We start from the raw sequence: 13039 nt of genomic DNA on the forward strand, positions 1-13039 counted from the left end.
TTGACTGTTTGGTGATGATGGCGGAGGGGACCCACGCGTTCCCATCTCGAACACGACCGTTAAGCCCTCCAGCGTCGATGGTACTTGAACCGCAGGGTTCTGGGAGAGTAGAACGTCGCCAAGCAGAACCCCTTGAGGGTGACTGGTTAAACATCTGGGCCCTTAGCTCAGCTGGTTAGAGCGCACCCCTGATAAGGGTGAGGTCGGTGGTTCGAGTCCACTAGGGCCCACCATTTATACAACAGATTATCCAGTCAAAAGATATGGGGCCATAGCTCAGCTGGGAGAGCGCCTGCCTTGCAAGCAGGAGGTCAGCGGTTCGATCCCGCTTGGCTCCACCATATTCCCTGATAGCTCAGTTGGTAGAGCACTCGACTGTTAATCGAGTTGTCACAGGTTCGAGTCCTGTTCGGGGAGTTCCTTACCCATAAATACTAGGAGAAGTGTCCGAGCTGGCCGAAGGAGCACGATTGGAAATCGTGTAGGCGTCACAAGCGTCTCGAGGGTTCGAATCCCTCCTTCTCCGTTTCTTATAGAATGTATGATGGCGGCGTAGCTCAGCTGGCTAGAGCGTACGGTTCATACCCGTAAGGTCGGGGGTTCGAGCCCCTCCGCCGCTACCAGTTCAAATTGGAGAGATACCCAAGTGGCTATAAGGGGACCCTCTGCTAAGGGGTTAGACTGCGTAAGTGGTGCGAGGGTTCGAATCCCTCTCTCTCCGTCGATACACTTCTTATAATCCGGCCCGTTGGTCAAGTGGTTAAGACACCTCCCTTTCACGGAGGTAACAGGGGTTCGAGTCCCCTACGGGTCACTTCTTTCATACATGGAGGCTTAGCTCAGCTGGGAGAGCATCTGCCTTACAAGCAGAGGGTCGGCGGTTCGATCCCGTCAGCCTCCACCATCATAATTAAACGCGGAGCCGTGGTGTAGAGGCCTAACATGCCTGCCTGTCACGCAGGAGACCGCGGGTTCGAATCCCGTCGGCTCCGCCATTTTTCAACAAATGAATATGCCGTTGTAGCTCAACTGGTAGAGCAACTGACTTGTAATCAGTAGGTTGGGGGTTCAAGTCCTCTCGACGGCACCATGCAATGTGGAGGCTTAGTGAAGTGGCTAAACACGGCAGACTGTAAATCTGCTCTCTCCGAGTTCGGTGGTTCGAATCCATCAGCCTCCATTGTTTTTCTTCATTACGGCGGTCGTGGCGAAGTGGTTAACGCACTGGTCTGTGGCTCCAGCACTCGCGGGTTCAAGTCCCGTCGATCGCCCTCTTTACATATTGGGGATTAGCCAAGCGGTAAGGCAACGGACTTTGACTCCGTCATTCCAAGGTTCGAATCCTTGATCCCCAGTTCTTCTTGTGAGTCATTAGCTCAGTTGGTAGAGCACCTGACTTTTAATCAGGGTGTCGTAGGTTCGAATCCTACATGACTCACCATTTGTCTTTTCACATGCGCGTATGGCGGAATTGGCAGACGCACTAGACTTAGGATCTAGCGGGCGACCGTGGGGGTTCAAGTCCCTCTACGCGCACCATCTCTCAATCATTTGAGAGCACCCATTCATGCGGAAGTGGCTCAGGGGTAGAGCATCGCCTTGCCAAGGCGAGGGTCGCGGGTTCGAATCCCGTCTTCCGCTTTTTCGGCGCTATAGCCAAGTGGTAAGGCAGAGCTCTGCAAAAGCTTTACCCCCAGTTCGAATCTGGGTAGCGCCTTCTGCCTTCACATTAAGCCGGAGTGGCGGAATCGGCAGACGCACAGGACTTAAAATCCTGCGATAGGTGACTATCGTACCGGTTCAAGTCCGGTCTTCGGCACTTTCAATTGAATAACATTTGCGCCCTTAGCTCAGCTGGATAGAGTATTTGACTACGAATCAAAAGGTCGGGAGTTCGAATCTCTCAGGGCGCGCCACCTAAGCCGGCGTGGCGGAATGGCAGACGCGCTCGACTCAAAATCGAGTTCTCACGAGTGGAGGTTCGAGTCCTCTCGCCGGTATCGACGGGACGTAGCTCAGCTTGGTAGAGCACCTGCTTTGGGAGCAGGGGGTCGCATGTTCAAATCGTGTCGTCCCGATTGATTTAAATACACCTTGCGGGTGTAGTTCAATGGTAGAACTCCAGCCTTCCAAGCTGGTAGCGTGGGTTCGATTCCCATCACCCGCTTTCAAATGAGAAACCACCTTCGGGTGGTTTTTCTGCGTTTAAAGCTGGAAAGTGGGGAGGAAAATACGAAAAGGGATCCTTACAAGAGTAAGGATCCCTTTTCTCCGATTATTTCAACTCAGCGATCAAACGATCCACATCGCCCGTCGGAGTATGTAACACTTCATATACGTTAACAGTGACATGATTTTGAATCTGGTCTGTTGTCAGGTTGTTGAAGGTCAGCGTTTGCTTGCCATTCACCAGACGGTCAGTTCCCGTGAATGGGAACGTTTTGGAGCCGATAATGCTTCCGGCAGCATCAACCAGTTCGAATTTTAATTTGGAGAAATTATCGTCTACCAACACTTTCGGATCACGAATCAGATCCAAGTATAGCTGTAGTTTATACGTATAGCTGAGTGCAATCGTTTGTCCAGGGGATGTGATTTGCGATAAGAAATAATCTTTGATATTCACTTTGTACGGATACAGGGCGATCTCGTGTCTATCTTCTTGCGCCTGGGCCGTAACTTGATAGGAGGCAATCGTTGATTTGAAAGCCGGTACAGAGCCTGCGTTCGATTCCCCTTGGATTTCGTTTTGCACTTTCATTGTAAAGTGATCGCTGGTCTCCGCGACAGGGAGAACGAAGCCATAGCTGACAACCGCAGAGGTTCCCGGAGCAATGGTTTTTTGCACATCGCTTTGTCTATATCCCGTATAATCATAGCCGGATGGACTCGACAGCATCGTTTGGAAAGCAGGGACAGGAACAGCACTTACCCCTTTGTTCGTCAAAGTAAATTTAGCAAAAGCTACCTTGCTGCCTTGATCTTTGTTATCCGCCACATGCAGTTCCACCAAAGCGACATCAAGATCCTGATTAATCACATCATTCCATTGCTCGAAAGCAATAGGAGTACCATAGGTATAGCTGCTAGCTGCGCCAGCGGCACTCGGCAGTTCAAGATTGAGTTTCCCCAAGGTGAAAGTCGAAGTCTTCGTATTGCCTGAAGAATCGGCTTGCGTAAAATTTTCCGATGTCAGAACATTGAGGCTGTCCAGCACGGTATCCATATCGGTCCGAATCGCAAAGTGCACATATTTGCTCTCGCCTGCATCCAGCAGGACTGGACCTGATTCGGCCTGTTTGCCTGTATATAGATTCGCGGAAGACTTCCCATCCAGCTGAATGGCCGGCAGCGTTTCGGATTGGTCGCTAGGGTTGGTTACCAATAGTTTCACCAGATAGACGACGCCATCGGCACTATTCGTTTTGGTCATATCTACGGTTTTGTACTGCAGGGGAGATTCCACGGTAGGGATGCTGAAGGTTTCCCCCCACTTCACAGGAACCAAAGCGTTGCCAAACTCACCGCGATTCGCATTCCACACGTTTCCGGAGATTGGAGCCGTGAACAGGGTTGTTTCCTTTTTGGGATACACATCATAATCCACATCAACGAGCGACAGCTCGCTCAAACTCACTTCCGTTTGCCGATTGATCACTTTCATAAACGTCAATTCAACTTCAGATTCCGGCTGTACCCCGTGAGCGTTGCTGCTGCTCGGACGCAGTGTATATTCGGTTCCGCTCGCGGTCTTTACTTGAAGCTCGAAATCCGGAACGCGTAAGGTTTGATCGCTTGTGTTGATGGTTCGAATTACGGAGCCGATTCGCACCCCGCCGGCTATCTTCTCGGTAGAGATCCCTTCGACCGTTACCTGAAGATGATTGGCGATCGTATAGACAGCGGCTGTTTGCCCTATAGCTGTATTGGCATCTGTTCCATCTGCCCATGCAGGGAGTCCCGATATGAGCAGAGAGGACGACAATACGAACGATATGGCTGCTTGTTTGAATGGAATTCTCATCGTTTAGTTCCCCCTAAGTTTTTTAAAAAAACTTTGTTTCAAAATCTTCTTTTACATTTCAATCATCACATGGTGTTTAGCATCGTTATCGGCGCTTCCCTGTTCGGCAATAACCTCTTTCTTTTTCCGCTTCATGAAAATAACCATGACGATTGCAATAAAAGCCGGAATGGCCGAAAGCATTAATGTGTCCGCGATCGCTCGAGTGAGAGCTTCTTTCTGCACCAATCCGTACAGCACCCCGATCACGCCACTGGCAGCAGAATTCGTATCCGTTCCCAGCTCCAAATAGCGATGTACGACATTGGTTTGGAAATCCGCATAAGCAGGTGTATTCGTAGAGATAGCTTCATTGAATCTGACTCCGTATTGCGATGATTTGTTGTTCATGATACTGGTCAGCAGCGCAATGCCGAGCGACGCCATGACATTTCGGATAACATTCGATACGGAGGAGGCTCTGCCGATCAGATGGTTCGGTAAGGTATTCATACCGGCGGAAGATAACGGCATCATGCATAGACCAATACCGACGCCCCGGATGACGAGCAATCCGCTGATCCAATGGATCGAGGTGTCTTGGGAGAGCACATGCATCTCGAGCGTCGTAAAGCCAATAATGGCCAAACCTACGATACTTAGCGGGACGACTCCATATTTCGAGACGAGCTTGCCTGCGATCGGCATCATGAAAGCCATGGCGATCGACTGCGGCATCATGACCAGCCCGGTTTGCATAGGCGTTAGCCCCGTTACGTTTTGCATGAAAATGGGCATCATATAAATGCCGCCCTGCATGGAAATCATTACGAAGCTGGAGGCCGCCAAGCTCAGCGTGAAAACAGGATTCTTGAATAAGCGAAAATCCATAATCGGATTATCTTTGCCTAGCTCTAACCAGATTAAAATGATGAAGCTCGAGATAGAAATGAAAAATAAGCTCACGATATAGAACGACGTCCACCCGTCGGCTTGCCCGTCGGTTAACGCCAGAAGCAGTGTGCTGAAAACAATCATACACAATATACTGCCGACATAATCGAACTTCAGACCCTCATGCCGCGGCGTCTCTTTCAAGATGACCAGACCAAGGCCGACAGCTACGATACCAATAGGAACGTTGATGTAAAATAAATACCGCCAGCTGAAATTATCGACTAAATAACCGCTTAACGTTGGTCCCATGGCCGGCGCGGCCATAGCCGCAATCCCCCAGATTCCCATGGCTACTTGGATTTTGCTGCGCGGCATGATTTGGTACAGCATGGCCATACCGACAGGCATAATGAATCCTCCGCCAAGCCCTTGGATAATTCGGAAAATCGTGAGACTCGTGTCGCTCCAAGCGATCCCGCAAAGAATCGAACCGACGATGAAGGCGCCCACGGTCGTGAGGAACGTTGTTTTATAACCGAATCGGTCAGCCAGGAAGCCGCCCATGGGGACGACGACAGCCGAAGCAAGCATATACCCTGTAACGACCCATTCAATTTCCGTCGCCGTAGAACCGAATACAGCCATAAGCTTGGGAATCGCAACGTTCATTAAACTATTATCGAGAATGGCTAAGAAGGTACCAAGAATGAGGACGACTAGCGCTAGCCACTGATAAACTGTAATTTTCTCCTCTTGCTGCTCAACTGCGGGAGTATCTGTTTCTGCCGTTGCTGTTGACATGCTTGCAGCCTCCTTTACTCCGCATGAACCTTGGCTCCGTCGGTCAGTTTGTCGCCGGGATTCAAGATCACTTTATCACCCGGTTTCAGAGCCGAATCCCCCTTAAGGTATACCCAATCTTGATTCTTGTCTTCGGTTTGCAGCTGCACGGATTGTACCGTGTCGCCGTTGAGCTTGTAAGCAATTGATTTGCCGTCTTTCTGAATCAGGGCGATCTTGGGTACTTCGACGCGGCTTTCGCTGGCGTTCCCGCCGAAGGCAACGCTGGCAACGGCACCGGCATGCAGCGTTCCGTCCGGATTGTCGACCGTTAACTTAATGGGAAATGTATTATTATTCGTATCGGAAACAGGACTTATGAAGGTGATGGTGCCTTCGAAGGTTTTCCCTGGAATGCTAGGAACGGTTACGGTACCCTTAGCTCCTTGCTTAATGGCATTAATCATTCCTTCGGGAACGCTGACTTCAACCTTCACTTTATCCATGTTAACAACGGTCAATAAGGCAGCGCCCGCCTGCGCCATTTCTCCCGCGTTCACGTTCTTTTTCACGATGATTCCATCGATGGGGGATACGACGCCGGCATTTTTAACTGCGATTTGAATGAGATTCAACGCAGCCTGCTTCGCGGCTACATCGGCTCTGAGCTGCTCCAATGTATTGGCTGTTGCGCCTTCCTTCGTCAAGCTCAGCTTAGCCTCAGCAGCAGACAACTGTGAGGTCGCCGCTTGCTGCTGCGAAATCGCGGATTCCGTGGCAGCCTTGGCTTTTTCATAATCCAGCGTTACTTTATCCAACTCGTCGGAGCTTACATCGCCTTGATCGTAGAAGTTTTTCGCATGATTGTAGTTTTTGCTCACAAGATCATAAGCGGCCTGGGCTTGCGATACGCCTGCCTTGGCTTGGTTAACCGCCGCTTTGGCTTGTTCTACCGCTGCCGCAGCGGCTTGTAGATCTTGCGAACGGGCGCCTGCTTCCGTGTCCGCCAGTTTGGCTTGGGATGCGGTCAGTCCGGCTTGAGCTTGCTCCAACTGTTGAAGCAAATCTTCGGTGTCGAGCTGGACAAGCAGATCGCCTTTTTTCACTTTAGCGCCTTCTTCTACAGCAATAGAGGCGATTTTACCGCTGATTTTGGACACCACTTGGACGGTTTGATCGGACGCCAGCTTACCGCTCGCACCCACCGCATTCGAGCTGTTGATTTTCATGACTTTAACGTTGGGAACGGATTGCGCAGCGTTCGTCGGGGAAGAGGTGCAGCCGCTCGCAAGCAGCATGGAACCAGCTAGAACACTGAGAGATATAGCAACATTAAGATGTTTTTTCATGGGTAATCGTTACTCCCCTTTGATATGGATTTTGATCGCAGCATTCATCCCTGGCGCCAGATCCAATCCTTGATAATCGTCTATGGAAATCTTGACATTCATCCGCTGTGTAACTTTCGTGAAATTTCCGCTCGAGCTGGTTGTCGGAAGCAAGGAGAAAGTAGAGGCGGTCGCTTGGCCGATCTCCGTCACTTTCCCTCGGAATTCGGTTCCGTCGTAGGTATCGATATCGAAGGTAACCGGCTGGCCGATGTGAATTTTTTTGATTTTCGTCTCATCGATGTCTGCCGATATGTACAAAGCGTTTTTGTCAACAATCATGGCAACGGATTGCCCGGGAGACACCACTTCGCCGACCTTGGCGGCCGTTTGGATGACAGTTCCGCTAATTGGGGAGCGCAGTGCCGCTTGATCCAATAAACTATTCGATAAGTTCGTAATATCTTGCTGTCCGACAATTTGGTCAGCCACAACCGTATCGCCAACTTTAATGCCAAGCGTATTGATTTTGCCGGCAATGCGGGGCATGACGCGATAAATATCACCAGCGATACGGGCGTTGTCCGTCGATACGTAGTTAGCGCCCTGGTACCAGTAATAACCTCCGATATAGGCTCCGCTAATGACGATGACAGCCAGAATAACAACCAAAATTAATTTGCGTTTCATACCGTTCCCTCCAGCTTTCTCTCCAAATGTTTAATGAGTATTCCGACCACTTCTTTGCATGTTTCCAACTGTGCGGGGGCAAATGCATGTTCTAATCCTTCATAGAACTTTCTATTCAAAGCTTCAATCTTTGTTTTTTTCAGCTGAAGACAGCGCTCCGTCGTTTCAATCCACACGACCCTGCGATCTTGCTCATCTCTCTTTCGAACTACCAGCCCATCGCGTTCCAGGCGGTCAACTATGCCGGATACCGTGCTATTGCTGAGATGCACGGACTGCGCAAGATCCCCGAGCTTCTTGGGCTCCTGCTGAAACAACTCCCTTAAGATAAACAACTGCGGTCCTGTAAGCTCTTCGCGTTGTAACTCGCGGTACAGTAAAGACGCCCGTAACTTATGCAGCCGCGAGAATTCAGCGACAAGATCTCTGATGTCTTCCAAATACGACCCTCCTAATATGTTCGAATACGAATATTTCGAATGCGAAACATTCGTGGCATCAACCATAATAGCACGCTTTAAGATATCTGGGAATATGTAGAATCTGAAGGACAAAGACAAATGGACGGGCATAGGCGAATATACATATAAGGATTCATCAAAAGTTGGTTAATCAACTAGGAGGTGTTTCACTATGATTTATTGGATAGTCGCCGTGGTTATTGTGGTTATCGGCTTGTTGATCGCAGCCAGCGTGAAGAAGAAAAAATCGGTGGAGCCGGCAGGTGTTCAGACGCATAAGCCTTGCTCCTACTGCAATGAAGAAATTGAAATCGATGCGGCAGTTTGCAAGTACTGCAGGGGAGTTGTAGTCAGTTCAAGCTAGCGCAATCTATAGATTGTGAACATCGCAAGAGCCTGAGGCTGAGCCTCAGGCTTTTCGCGGTACGCGGCTGTCTGTGGTGGACAACGGTTTGTTCTTCCGCTGCGCATGCATGCCATGTGTAAATTGGACCTGCGGTCATTTTATGCGTTGAACATCCATGGCTATTCCTCTATACTTGAACCATATGAAGACACATTTGCAATTACGGAGATGAACCTATGAACCGCGAGGAGAAGAAGCGTGCCACACGCAAGAAGATCATGGACACAGCGCTCGAGTTATTTGCGGAGCAGGGCTACGAAGCGACGACAGTTCATCAAATAACGGAACGTGCCGGTGTGGGGAAAGGGACGTTTTTTAATTATTTTGAATGCAAAGAAGATGTGCTATGCGATATACAGACATTCTGGGCAACGACCGAATTCGTCAAGCTGAAAGACAAGAGCGGCCCGATCCTTCCGCATCTGCGGGAGTTTCTGATGGAGCTTGTTCGGCTTGTTCCTTATACAAGACAGCTTGTTCGAGCTATTTTCCAAAGCAGCCTTGGCAATGAGAAATCGCTGTCCCATCATCTGCAAATGCTGGGTGAGATGAAAATCATTCTTATCCCGCTTGTTGAGGAGGCCCAAAAGCGAGGGGAATTCTCCACCGTTTTCCCGGCCGAGATGATCGCTGACCAAGCGATTCAGACTTATATGGGCGTGCTCTTGTCGTGGGGGATGGGGATGGGCGATGAGAAGCTGAACAATCAGATGGCGGTAAGCTTTGAATTGTTTTTCCGTAGTCTACAACCCTAAACCGGGTATAATTTCCGCTGATTTGACTCATATTATCGAAGTTCCCAATTACTTATTAAAGGAGACTTCGAGACATGCAGCAGCAAACACCATATAACAACATGAACCAAATGGCACCGCAAATGAACCACGGCGGGCATGAGCTCTTCGATTTGCATGAAGTGCTTTCCTGTACGATTAACGTCCTGGATCAATTTATGATGTTCCGGCAGTTCGTACAAGACCCAGAGCTGTTGGATATTCTGGACCACCAGTACAGCTTCACGCTTTACCACTATAACCTGACGGCTGAATGCTTCACGACCGGTCAAAAGCCGCACAACGAAACACAAACGTACATGATCCGCAATCTGTCTCAACCGATTTATGGCATCAAACCGACGCAGCCTAAGAAGCCGAATCAGTCGTTGGCGGACGTGAAGGATGCCGGCATCAGCGCACATATGCTGGGACTTATTAAATCCCATGCGTCGCTCTTGACGATGACCTCCCTTGAGGTAACGAATCCGACGGTGCGCCGCGTGCTGGCCTCCCAAGTACAGAACTTTATCGAAATGGCTTACGAAATCTTCTTATATCAAAACCGCAACGCCTACTACCAAGTTCCGCAGCTCGGAACCGACGACATGCAGAAGATGCTCAATACGTTCGTGCCGGTACAAGGTATGCCCCAAATGCCTCCGAATAACCGTGCACCGATTCATTAACATAGGGAAGAACCAGCTGAGCCGCATTATGGCTTATGCTGGTTTTTTCATTTACCCTTTTCTTAGGGCCATCGCGGCAAAAGGACACTTGGGCGCCACACTTTCGTCATCACGCAGAAAATATTGCTCCCATTCCAAATTGTCGCTCTGGCCGTACCATTTGAGCGAGGGGTGCGCCGGCACGCCATCATACTCGACAAGCTTCTGGCGAATTTGCTTCTTCATATTCCGGCCGAAAGCCGTGGAGTCGTTGATTTCCTCAAACACCCAACGGGGCTGGAACGTAATAAGGAAGTAAGGCGTCCACCGGCTTCTGCGAACTTGATGGGCGGGCGTTCCGCAGAAGGCGAAATAGGGGTGACCGCTAAAGCAATATTCCCAATTATGGTGTGAGGGGTCTTGGGGAATGTGCGCAGGCCATGGAACCTGGTCCAGGGCGCTTACCCGGTTCAGGACGGACCAGAATAGCTGCTCGTAATCTTCCACCGAATACAGCCGCATCTCTTCCGTTGTTTCAAAAAATATGACAAGCGAAGCATACTTGCCCGTATCGCGGGAACATTCCCCGTACTGCAGCAGCAGTTGCGCGACATGAGCGATCGATTCGTCATTATTGGGGTCTCCCGCGAAGCCGAAGCGCAAGCTGTCCGAAAGAAAGCCCTGCCTTCCCGGAATGCAGGGAAACATTCTGTCCTCATCCGCAATCATGTGACCGAACTTGTGAAAAGCATCCAGCTGCCAGTCGGGCAGCTCTTTGCCGTGAGCGTCCAGCCAGCTTTTGGTACGCAAATCTACCATAACCAACCCTCCTTACTCCGTTCGGTGCATCTTATGCGGAGAAGAAGCGTTGGGTGAATGTCCCGGGTTTCACATCATTTCCAGGTCTATCGCGGTGCATTGGTAGCCATTACAGGCGCTTTCCGAGCATGGACATGCGGATACGGCCGCAATCACGTCCATTTCAGCACGCAGTGTTATGAAGTCACCAGGCTTGGACAACGGCCTCTTAATTGTGATTTCCCCGAAAGGATGCACGATTGTGTTCATGAAAGCATTGAACGGGTAATGTTGATCAGGTGCGGGAATGCCGAATTCGGCCAAAGCCTCGTTCAGAATGTTATAGCAGCTGGGGTGATTGCTTTTGGCATAAAGCCGTTCGTACATCTCACTGCGGCAGGCCGGATTGAGGAAATCGTGCTGTCCAACCGTATCGGCAATGATAGTGAACATCGGCTTATACATATTGGTGTACAAATTGTCACCAGGCTTAACTTTCATCTTGTGCAAAGCATCCATCGTCACCCCAGGGTCCAGCCGTTCATGCAGATCGTCCTGGCGGTAGGCAACCAGATCGGCCACCTGCGCGCCTTCAACATCAATGATTCGGACCGACTGCCCTTGACTCAGCTTGAACGCCATTCCTTGCATAGGCGGTATACGCCATTTTCGTTTCATCCTTGATCACCTCCAGCAGGTTTTGGGATCACTTTACAAGTATGGCTTGCAGCGGATGTTTTTATTTTTGCATCCATCCCTCTGCCTGTGTAAGATAAGAATGATGATTATTTATTGTAGATAAGGGGGATTTCATGGTTTTCGGTGCGCGTGTTTGGAAAACGGGTATCGCCGTTGCTTTGAGCTTATACATCAGCGCCTGGCTTAACTTCAGCCCTCCTGTTATTGCGGCTGTTGCCGCAATCTTTGCCATGCAGCCCTCGATATACCGGTCGTGGCGCTATTTCCTGGACCAGCTGCAGACGAATATTCTCGGTGCCGCGCTTGCGCTGTTGGCGGGAATGTTCTTCTCGAATAATGTGATAGCGATCGGTCTTGTATGTATTATTGTAATTATCCTCTCGCTGCGAATGGGTATGGAAGAGACAATCGGCCTTACGCTCGTCACCGTAGTCGCTGTCATGGAGGCTTCGGGGGAGTGGCAGTTCGCACTAAACCGGCTGCTGCTAAGCCTGATCGGAATCGGTTGTGCTTTTATCGTGAATATCTTGTTCTTTCCGCCCAAGCCCAAAGAGCAGTTCGCTGTCCAGATTCAGTCTATTTTCAGCAAAATGTCGCTCCTCCTTCGCACTGTAATCTCCAACGAGATGAAGGAAAGTGTATTCCGGGATGAAAAAGAAGCGCTGCGGAGCGGCTTGAAGTCGCTATCGGATAAATACAGGCTCATGGAAGAAGAGATCAAGAAGCTCAAAGGCAAAGGCAATGGTTTCAGCCGCATTCGCGAGCTGGTCGTGTACAAGCAGAAGCTTCTTGTCATGTACAAAGGGCTTGAGGTGCTGGATGCCGTAGACGAGCATTATTTTCAGGCGGCGCGGACGGAAGCTATTGACGAATACTTCGATCAGCATATAGAGCGACTAATTAAGTTTCATGAACATGTGCTTCTGAAGTTCGATGACAAGCTGAAGGACGACAGTTCGGAGGGCATGGAGATGGAGGCGGAAAATGAGCGTTTCATGACCGTTCTCATCGAACGCTACACGAAGCAGCCGGAAGGCTTGCTGCGATTGTCCATCGTGGCTGCGGCCATCTACGATTATGGCCATCAAGTGGCTAGGCTGGATAAGCTTGTCGAGCACGATAATCGCGGCGAAGTGGAAGAGAGGGAGCCCCTCGAATTGCTGCTTAAAGGGATCAGACTCAAATAAATCATTCGACCTCCTGATTGCCGGGCGTAACCCGGTGATAGGAGGTTTTGTCGTAAAATAGGGAATGGAGGTTGCATTTCGAAATTGTATGTGCTATATTATGAGTCCTGCTTCTAACGGAGCGGTTGTGAGCGAGATGGAAGATCTGATTGTGTTGTGTAACTTCACGAATGGATGCAGAAATTAAATGCTTGCAAATGAAATTCAGATGTGGTATATTATTTCTCGCTGCTTCGGAAACGCGGCAGTGTACGAAAGACATTGATCTTTGAAAACTGAACAACGAGTGAGTAAACAGAACGAGCAATCGTTCAAACATGAGATTAACAATCTCGCTAGCAAGTCATTT

The 13039-nt window shown here is 49.8% G+C and carries 11 protein-coding genes, 22 tRNA genes and 1 rRNA gene; 27 read left to right on the forward strand and 7 right to left on the reverse strand.

The genetic code is table 11. The features are described 5' to 3' along the window. The first annotated feature begins 7 nt into the window (after positions 1–7). The 23 genes from rrf to PUT07_RS35115 all read left to right on the forward strand — a co-directional run bounded on the left by rrf (position 8) and on the right by PUT07_RS35115 (position 2167). Positions 8–124, forward strand: a 5S ribosomal RNA gene (gene rrf, locus PUT07_RS35005). 32 nt (positions 125–156) lie between these two features. Further along, positions 157–233: transfer RNA gene (locus tag PUT07_RS35010), tRNA-Ile, on the forward strand. A gap of 32 nt (positions 234–265) precedes the next feature. Continuing rightward, positions 266–341, forward strand: a tRNA-Ala gene (locus tag PUT07_RS35015). Positions 342–344: 3 nt separating this feature from the next. Continuing rightward, positions 345–417 (forward strand) — tRNA-Asn (locus PUT07_RS35020). A gap of 20 nt (positions 418–437) precedes the next feature. Further along, positions 438–526: transfer RNA gene (locus tag PUT07_RS35025), tRNA-Ser, on the forward strand. A gap of 20 nt (positions 527–546) precedes the next feature. Beyond that, positions 547–623 (forward strand) — tRNA-Met (locus tag PUT07_RS35030). A gap of 9 nt (positions 624–632) precedes the next feature. Then, positions 633–721, forward strand: a tRNA-Ser gene (locus PUT07_RS35035). Positions 722–742: 21 nt separating this feature from the next. Beyond that, positions 743–814 (forward strand) — tRNA-Glu (locus PUT07_RS35040). 14 nt (positions 815–828) lie between these two features. After that, positions 829–904 (forward strand) — tRNA-Val (locus PUT07_RS35045). A 14-nt stretch (positions 905–918) separates the two neighbouring features. Further along, positions 919–995: transfer RNA gene (locus PUT07_RS35050), tRNA-Asp, on the forward strand. A 19-nt stretch (positions 996–1014) separates the two neighbouring features. After that, a tRNA-Thr gene (locus tag PUT07_RS35055) sits at positions 1015–1090 on the forward strand. 8 nt (positions 1091–1098) lie between these two features. Continuing rightward, a tRNA-Tyr gene (locus PUT07_RS35060) sits at positions 1099–1180 on the forward strand. 18 nt (positions 1181–1198) lie between these two features. Then, positions 1199–1271, forward strand: a tRNA-His gene (locus PUT07_RS35065). Positions 1272–1283: 12 nt separating this feature from the next. Beyond that, positions 1284–1355 (forward strand) — tRNA-Gln (locus PUT07_RS35070). A gap of 10 nt (positions 1356–1365) precedes the next feature. Further along, positions 1366–1441: transfer RNA gene (locus tag PUT07_RS35075), tRNA-Lys, on the forward strand. Positions 1442–1456: 15 nt separating this feature from the next. Further along, a tRNA-Leu gene (locus PUT07_RS35080) sits at positions 1457–1539 on the forward strand. Between the two features lie 30 nt (positions 1540–1569). After that, a tRNA-Gly gene (locus tag PUT07_RS35085) sits at positions 1570–1641 on the forward strand. Between the two features lie 5 nt (positions 1642–1646). Then, positions 1647–1717, forward strand: a tRNA-Cys gene (locus PUT07_RS35090). Positions 1718–1733: 16 nt separating this feature from the next. Continuing rightward, positions 1734–1819 (forward strand) — tRNA-Leu (locus tag PUT07_RS35095). A gap of 20 nt (positions 1820–1839) precedes the next feature. Further along, positions 1840–1916 (forward strand) — tRNA-Arg (locus tag PUT07_RS35100). 5 nt (positions 1917–1921) lie between these two features. Then, positions 1922–2000 (forward strand) — tRNA-Leu (locus PUT07_RS35105). Positions 2001–2004: 4 nt separating this feature from the next. Then, positions 2005–2078 (forward strand) — tRNA-Pro (locus PUT07_RS35110). Between the two features lie 18 nt (positions 2079–2096). After that, positions 2097–2167: transfer RNA gene (locus tag PUT07_RS35115), tRNA-Gly, on the forward strand. Positions 2168–2275: 108 nt separating this feature from the next. On the opposite strand, the gene PUT07_RS35120 is transcribed toward PUT07_RS35115, so the two are convergent. The 5 genes from PUT07_RS35120 to PUT07_RS35140 are packed head-to-tail and all read right to left on the reverse strand — an operon-like array spanning position 2276 to position 8138. Then, a complete protein-coding gene (locus tag PUT07_RS35120) occupies positions 2276–4024 on the reverse strand; it encodes a hypothetical protein (RefSeq protein WP_274473483.1) in 1749 nt (582 codons plus the stop codon). Positions 4025–4075: 51 nt separating this feature from the next. After that, entirely contained in the window at positions 4076–5701 is a 1626-nt protein-coding gene (locus PUT07_RS35125) for a DHA2 family efflux MFS transporter permease subunit (protein WP_274473484.1), read from the reverse strand. 14 nt (positions 5702–5715) lie between these two features. Next, positions 5716–7029, reverse strand: a complete 1314-nt coding sequence (locus PUT07_RS35130; RefSeq protein ID WP_274473485.1) for an efflux RND transporter periplasmic adaptor subunit — start codon at positions 7027–7029, stop codon at positions 5716–5718. A 9-nt stretch (positions 7030–7038) separates the two neighbouring features. Continuing rightward, a complete protein-coding gene (locus tag PUT07_RS35135; protein WP_274473486.1) occupies positions 7039–7698 on the reverse strand; it encodes an HlyD family secretion protein in 660 nt (219 codons plus the stop codon). Next, positions 7695–8138: a MarR family winged helix-turn-helix transcriptional regulator gene (locus PUT07_RS35140; RefSeq protein WP_274473487.1), complete on the reverse strand. Its 444-nt coding sequence runs from the start codon at positions 8136–8138 to the stop codon at positions 7695–7697. Before PUT07_RS35140 ends, PUT07_RS35135 begins: the two co-directional genes overlap by 4 nt. Before the next feature lie 193 nt (positions 8139–8331). Here PUT07_RS35140 and PUT07_RS35145 point away from each other — a divergent pair, with 193 nt between their 5' ends. The 3 genes from PUT07_RS35145 to PUT07_RS35155 all read left to right on the forward strand — a co-directional run bounded on the left by PUT07_RS35145 (position 8332) and on the right by PUT07_RS35155 (position 10027). Then, positions 8332–8523: a hypothetical protein gene (locus PUT07_RS35145; RefSeq protein WP_274473488.1), complete on the forward strand. Its 192-nt coding sequence runs from the start codon at positions 8332–8334 to the stop codon at positions 8521–8523. Positions 8524–8741: 218 nt separating this feature from the next. After that, positions 8742–9320 carry a TetR/AcrR family transcriptional regulator gene (locus PUT07_RS35150; protein WP_274473490.1) on the forward strand — a complete coding sequence of 193 codons (579 nt, stop codon included), beginning with the start codon at positions 8742–8744 and terminating at the stop codon, positions 9318–9320. 74 nt (positions 9321–9394) lie between these two features. Next, a complete protein-coding gene (locus PUT07_RS35155; protein WP_274473491.1) occupies positions 9395–10027 on the forward strand; it encodes a spore coat protein in 633 nt (210 codons plus the stop codon). A 51-nt stretch (positions 10028–10078) separates the two neighbouring features. Here the strand turns inward: PUT07_RS35155 and PUT07_RS35160 are convergent, their stop codons facing one another. Together PUT07_RS35160 and PUT07_RS35165 are read right to left on the reverse strand one after the other, a co-directional pair. Continuing rightward, on the reverse strand, positions 10079–10825 hold the full coding sequence (locus PUT07_RS35160; RefSeq protein WP_274473492.1) for a YqcI/YcgG family protein: 747 nt from the start codon (positions 10823–10825) through the stop codon (positions 10079–10081). A gap of 69 nt (positions 10826–10894) precedes the next feature. Next, entirely contained in the window at positions 10895–11482 is a 588-nt protein-coding gene (locus PUT07_RS35165) for an urea carboxylase-associated family protein (protein ID WP_274473494.1), read from the reverse strand. Positions 11483–11616: 134 nt separating this feature from the next. On the opposite strand from PUT07_RS35165, the gene PUT07_RS35170 reads away from it, so the two are divergent. Further along, complete coding sequence (locus PUT07_RS35170) at positions 11617–12690, forward strand: FUSC family protein (RefSeq protein WP_274473495.1); 1074 nt, start codon at positions 11617–11619, stop codon at positions 12688–12690. Positions 12691–13039: the final 349 nt, after the last annotated feature.

This window comes from Paenibacillus sp. MAHUQ-63 (assembly GCF_028765165.1).
Lineage (GTDB): Bacteria > Bacillota > Bacilli > Paenibacillales > NBRC-103111 > Paenibacillus_E.

Bases quoted from the DNA above. Each gene is read 5' to 3' on its own strand.
- PUT07_RS35120 (WP_274473483.1), bottom strand. From the start codon at position 4,024: ATGAGAATTCCATTCAAACAAGCAGCCATATCGTTCGTATTGTCGTCC.
- PUT07_RS35135 (WP_274473486.1), bottom strand. From the start codon at position 7,698: ATGAAACGCAAATTAATTTTGGTTGTTATTCTGGCTGTCATCGTCATT.
- PUT07_RS35130 (WP_274473485.1), bottom strand. From the start codon at position 7,029: ATGAAAAAACATCTTAATGTTGCTATATCTCTCAGTGTTCTAGCTGGT.
- PUT07_RS35155 (WP_274473491.1), top strand. From the start codon at position 9,395: ATGCAGCAGCAAACACCATATAACAACATGAACCAAATGGCACCGCAA.
- PUT07_RS35150 (WP_274473490.1), top strand. From the start codon at position 8,742: ATGAACCGCGAGGAGAAGAAGCGTGCCACACGCAAGAAGATCATGGAC.
- PUT07_RS35165 (WP_274473494.1), bottom strand. From the start codon at position 11,482: ATGAAACGAAAATGGCGTATACCGCCTATGCAAGGAATGGCGTTCAAG.
- PUT07_RS35145 (WP_274473488.1), top strand. From the start codon at position 8,332: ATGATTTATTGGATAGTCGCCGTGGTTATTGTGGTTATCGGCTTGTTG.
- PUT07_RS35125 (WP_274473484.1), bottom strand. From the start codon at position 5,701: ATGTCAACAGCAACGGCAGAAACAGATACTCCCGCAGTTGAGCAGCAA.
- PUT07_RS35170 (WP_274473495.1), top strand. From the start codon at position 11,617: ATGGTTTTCGGTGCGCGTGTTTGGAAAACGGGTATCGCCGTTGCTTTG.
- PUT07_RS35160 (WP_274473492.1), bottom strand. From the start codon at position 10,825: ATGGTAGATTTGCGTACCAAAAGCTGGCTGGACGCTCACGGCAAAGAG.